Annotated in this window: 4 protein-coding genes; 1 reads left to right on the top strand and 3 read right to left on the bottom strand. The window is 72.4% G+C overall.

All coding sequences use genetic code 11. From position 1 onward, the window contains the following. Positions 1-1527: DUF4132 domain-containing protein (locus AB0C29_RS34595; protein ID WP_360829363.1), on the top strand; the 1527-nt coding region annotated here is incomplete at its 5' end. A 54-nt stretch (positions 1528-1581) separates the two neighbouring features. Here the strand turns inward: AB0C29_RS34595 and AB0C29_RS34590 are convergent. The 3 genes from AB0C29_RS34590 to AB0C29_RS34580 all read right to left on the bottom strand — a co-directional run. Next, positions 1582-3078 carry an alpha/beta hydrolase gene (locus tag AB0C29_RS34590; RefSeq protein WP_360829360.1) on the bottom strand — a complete coding sequence of 499 codons (1497 nt, stop codon included), beginning with the start codon at positions 3076-3078 and terminating at the stop codon, positions 1582-1584. A gap of 38 nt (positions 3079-3116) precedes the next feature. Further along, positions 3117-4109 (bottom strand): alpha/beta fold hydrolase, encoded by a 993-nt coding sequence (locus AB0C29_RS34585; protein WP_360829357.1) that lies wholly within the window; start codon positions 4107-4109, stop codon positions 3117-3119. 3 nt (positions 4110-4112) lie between these two features. Further along, the coding region (locus tag AB0C29_RS34580) for a DUF6653 family protein (RefSeq protein WP_360829354.1) at positions 4113-4615 on the bottom strand (503 nt) is incomplete at its 5' end.

The following is a 4615-nucleotide window of genomic DNA, read 5'->3' as shown; positions in this document are numbered from 1 at the left end:
CTGGCCCTGCCCGCTGCCACGGTCCGCTCGGCGGAAACCTCGTACGGCCCGGCGGCGGCCTCGGCGATCTCCTCGCTGCTGGCGCGCGACCCACTGACCTTGCTGCCCGCCCGGCTGCCAGCGAATCCGGCGTGGGCCGTGCCCGCGACGTTGCCGCCGGTGCGGCTGCGCGACGGCTCGGGGGCATTGCCACCCGCCGCGATCGACGCGCTGATCACCATGCTGGCCGTCTCCAAGATGGACGAGCCGTATGCGGGGATCGGACTCGTCGCCGCCGCCTGCGAGCCGGACGACCTGGCCGAGTTCGCGTGGGGACTGCTCGAGGCCTGGGAGCTCGCCGGGGCCGACGCCAAGCAGAGCTGGGTGCTCGACGCCCTGGCGCTGCTCGGCGACGACACCACCGTCCGGCGGCTCACCCCGCGGATCCTCGCGTGGCCGGGCGACGGCGGGCACACCAAGGCGGTCGCCGGGGTCCGGGCACTGGCGGCGATCGGCAGCGATGTGGCGCTGATGCGGCTGTACGGCATCTCGCAACGGGCCAAGTTCAAGGGCCTCAAGACCGCCGCCGAGGAGAAGATCACCGAGGTGGCCGACTCCCTCGGGCTCGCCGCCGAGCAGCTGGCCGACCGGCTCGTGCCCGACTTCGGCCTCGCCGCCGACGGGAGCATGACGCTCGACTACGGATCCCGGCAGTTCCGGGTCGGTTTCGACGAGCAGCTCCGGCCCCACGTCTCGGATGCCACCGGAAAACGGCTCAAGGCGCTGCCGAAGCCCTCGGAGCCGCTCGCCGAGGACGCCTACCAGCAGTTCACCGCGCTGAAGAAGGACGTGCGGACGGTTGCCGCCGATCAGGTGCGGAGGCTGGAGCAGGCCATGGTCACTAGCAGGCGGTGGACACCGGAGGAGTTCGCCCGGTACTTCGCCGGTCATCCGCTGCTCTGGCACATCGTGCGGCGGCTCGTCTGGACGGTGTCGGACGGCGCCTCGTTCCGGGTGGCGGAGGACCGCAGCTACGCCGATGCCGCCGACGAGCCGTACGCCCTGCCCGAAGACGTCACGGTCGGTGTCGCGCACCCGCTCGACCTCGGGACCGCGCTGCCCGCGTGGGGTGAGGTCTTCGCCGACTACGAGATCGTCCAGCCGTTCCCGCAGCTCAGCCGGGAGACCTACCCGGCCGGCGAGGAGAGCCTGAAACGGTTCCTCGGGGCCGAGGTGCCCGCCACGCGCGTGCTCGGCCTGGAACGGCGGGGCTGGCGGCGGGAGGTGCCGCAGGACGCCGGGGTGCAGAGCCGGATCGAGCGGGTGGCCGGCGACCTCACCGTGGTCGTCGAGCTCGACCCGGGCATCGCCGTCGGTGACCCCGACGGGCTCGGTGACCAGACCCTGGAGGACATCCACGTCCACGGCAGGTCGAGGCTCGACGACCGGCCCGGCCGGCAACCGTTCACCGCGCTCGGCGCGATCGCCGCCTCGGAGGTGATCAGGGATCTGACGATCATCGCCGAGCCCGCCGGTTCCGGCTCCTAGCCGGGCCCGGGAGAGCGGGGCCGCCGATCCCAGGTGATGCGGTGGAGCCCTTTGTCACCGCTCACAGATCAGGTCTGTGGCCGGCAGAGGCCCGCCGAGCAGGTAAGCGGTCACCGCGTCGTCGACGCAGGCGTTGCCCGCTCCGAGGTAGGCGCCGTGCCGGAAGGCGCTACGCAAGGTGACCTGCCGGGAGCCGGACAGGGCGTGGTGCATGACGAGCTGACCGGCGTACGGGGTGGCCGGGTCGCCCGTCGCGCTCACCACCATCGCCGGGGCGTCGTTGTCGATCGTGGTCGCCGGCTCGACCGGATCGGTGGGCCAGAACGCGCAAGGGGTGATGTTGCGGGTCATCGGCCCGAAGAGCGGCTCGGACGCCCGATGGTCCTGGATGTCGCGGAAGTACGTGGCGGGAAGGCGCGACACCGCTCGATCGGCGCACAGCACGGGTGTCCCGGCCCGGTCGGTGGCGGCACCCGTACCGGTCAGGACACCGGCCAGGAACTGGTCCAGTGCCGGCGAAGGCGTGACGGCCCGGCCATGGCGTGCGGCATCCAGGGTCCGTACGGTGTCGGACAGGGCCGCGTACGCCGCGTCGCTGTCGTCGAACAGGCCGGCGAACAACAGGTACGGCACCAGCCGGCCGTCCACCGCGTACGGGCCGATCCGCAACGGGCGCCGACCGGCGACCTGGTTGATCCGGTCCACGGTGGCGAGCACCTGAGCGGTCGTCGTGCCGAGGTGGTAGTCGCCGTGCCCGGCCGCCCAGCCGGCCCAGTTCCGCAGGGCGGCGGCGATGGCCGGGCCGTTGCGGGTGAACAGCCCCGGGCCGTAGACGGTCGGGTCGGCCGCCGAATCGAGCACGAAGCGGTCGGCGTGTGACCCGAACTCCTGGAGGTAAACGGCACCGAGATAGGTCCCGTAGGAGACACCGAGATAGGAGATCCTCCGCTCGCCCAGCGCGCGGCGCACGGCGTCGAGGTCGCGGGCGGTGTTACGGGTCGACGCGAACGGCAGCAGGTCCGGGTCGAGGTTGCGGCAACCCCGCGCGAGGTCTCGCATGAGGTCGACGCCGGTGCGGAAGGTCCGCAGGTCCGGTCCGGCCGACCGGGTGAACGTGTCGGTCGGCCAGTCGCAGTGCAGCGGCGCGCTGCGCCCGACGAAGCGTGGGTCCATCCCGACGAAGTCGTAGCGGGCGGCGAGCTCGGGCATCGACGGTGCGAGCAGAGCCAGGGGGAGGCCGGGCACGCCGGGACCACCGGGATTGGTGAGCAGGACGCCTCGTCGCCGGCCGGGGTCGGTCGCCCGGATCCGGGAGATGGCGACGGCGATCGTCCGGCCCCGCGGCCGGCGGTAGTCGACCGGCACGGTGACCTCGGCGCACTGCGCACCGGCGGCGTCGAGAGCGGCCCCGAGCTGGTCGTCCTGCCCGGTCGAGCAGCTGTGCCAGCCGATCGGCGCCGCGGTGCCGGCGGCCGGAGCGGGTGCGAAGGGAACCGGACTCAGCGCAGCGACCGCGAGGACGGCGGTGGCGGCGACGGGGATGCGGGGCATTGTGACTCCTTGCCTGTTGGGTACGCGCGGACGACGGGTCACGCCACCGGAGCAGGCCGGCGGACCTGGCCGCCGGAGAGGGCCGCCGCGGAGACGACCCGGACGGCGTCGGCGACGATCGCGGCGAAGGTGCGCTCCGACACGAGCGTGTAGTGGCTCGCCCCGGCGACGGTGAGGTGCTCGCTGTTCGACGACAGGGCCGGGAGCTCGGCCTGGAGCCTGCTGAGCACCTCGGCGTACCGGTTCTGTTCGGTCACGCTGAGCACGACGAGCGGTAGGTCGCCCAGGTCGCGGGTTGCGTCCACCTGCTCGCGTGACGTCCGGGCCCAGGCGATGAGCCCCTCGGCGCCGGCCGCCCATCCCTGCGGCCGGGCCAGGTATGCGCGCATCTCCGCATACTCGCGGGCGGGCAGGCCGGCGATGAACGGCCGTTCCGTCCGCAACAGACGCAGCAGGCCGAAACGGGCGCTCAGCGCCGTCAGCCGGTTGGCCGTCGCCACCGTTCGTCCCTCCCGTGCGGCGGGAATGGTGACCCACTGGTCGGGGTGGGAGGAGTCCACCAGGACGATCCCGGCGACCTCGTCGCGGTACCGGTCGGCGAACATCCGGACGACGAGCCCGCCGTACGAGTGGCCGGCGAGCACGTACGGCGGGCCGATGCCCGCGGCCCCGAGCACGGCATGCAGGTCGGCGGCGCTGGTGGCAGCGTCCATCGGGCCGGTGGCACGGTCACTCCATCCCAGACCGGCCCGGTCGTAGGAGACGACGCGGCGGGTCTGCGCCAGTTCCCGCCGCACCCACGCCCAGTTGGCCGACATCGACGCCATACCCGACTCCAGGACGACGGTGGGCACGTCGCCCGGCTCGCCGGACACGACCAGATGAAGGCGGTGATCACCCACGTCGATCAGCTCGCCGGGAGGCGGGAACCGGCGCCGGTCGCGCCGGGAGGCGATCGCCTGCCAACTCGCCCCGATACCGGCGGCGGTCAGCGTTGCCGCCAGCACGGTGACGGTTGTCGGGTACGCCATGGCTCAGTACTCCCACCGGGCGTACCGCGGATCGCGGCTCTTCATGTCCTCGAACAGCAACACCTGCCGGTCGATGTACCAGGCCTTGGCGGTCAGCAGGATCACCAGGCCCGCGATGGTGTCGACCACCTGGAGCCGGACCAGGCCGTAGGCGAGCACGGCCGCCCCGATGAGCTGGACCGCGTACGTCACGTTCAGCACGGCCGTGGTGAACTGGGCCGGGGGTGTGGCCGTGGTGCGTTCGGACCAGACCCGTTCGCCGAAGACCCCTTTGGACGCCCAGTTGCGGGTGGACCGGGGCTTCGGGAACAGCAGCGGATTGATCATCATGAAGACCAGCGAGGCGACGACCGGCACGAGGCACCACCAGCCGATCCAGTCCCGGCTCCAGATCGACAATGCGAGCAGCGGGAGGACCGAGAACCTGGTCCAGACGCTGACGGGGTTGGCGTGCCGCGTCCACTTCTCACCCTCCAGACCGAACATCTTGGCCACCCGCTGTTCGC

This window comes from Actinoplanes sp. NPDC048791 (assembly GCF_040650095.1).
Classification (GTDB): Bacteria; Actinomycetota; Actinomycetes; order Mycobacteriales; family Micromonosporaceae; genus Actinoplanes.
The sequence above is the reverse complement of the archived record's forward strand: the minus strand, read 5'-3'. Positions and strand labels throughout refer to the sequence as shown.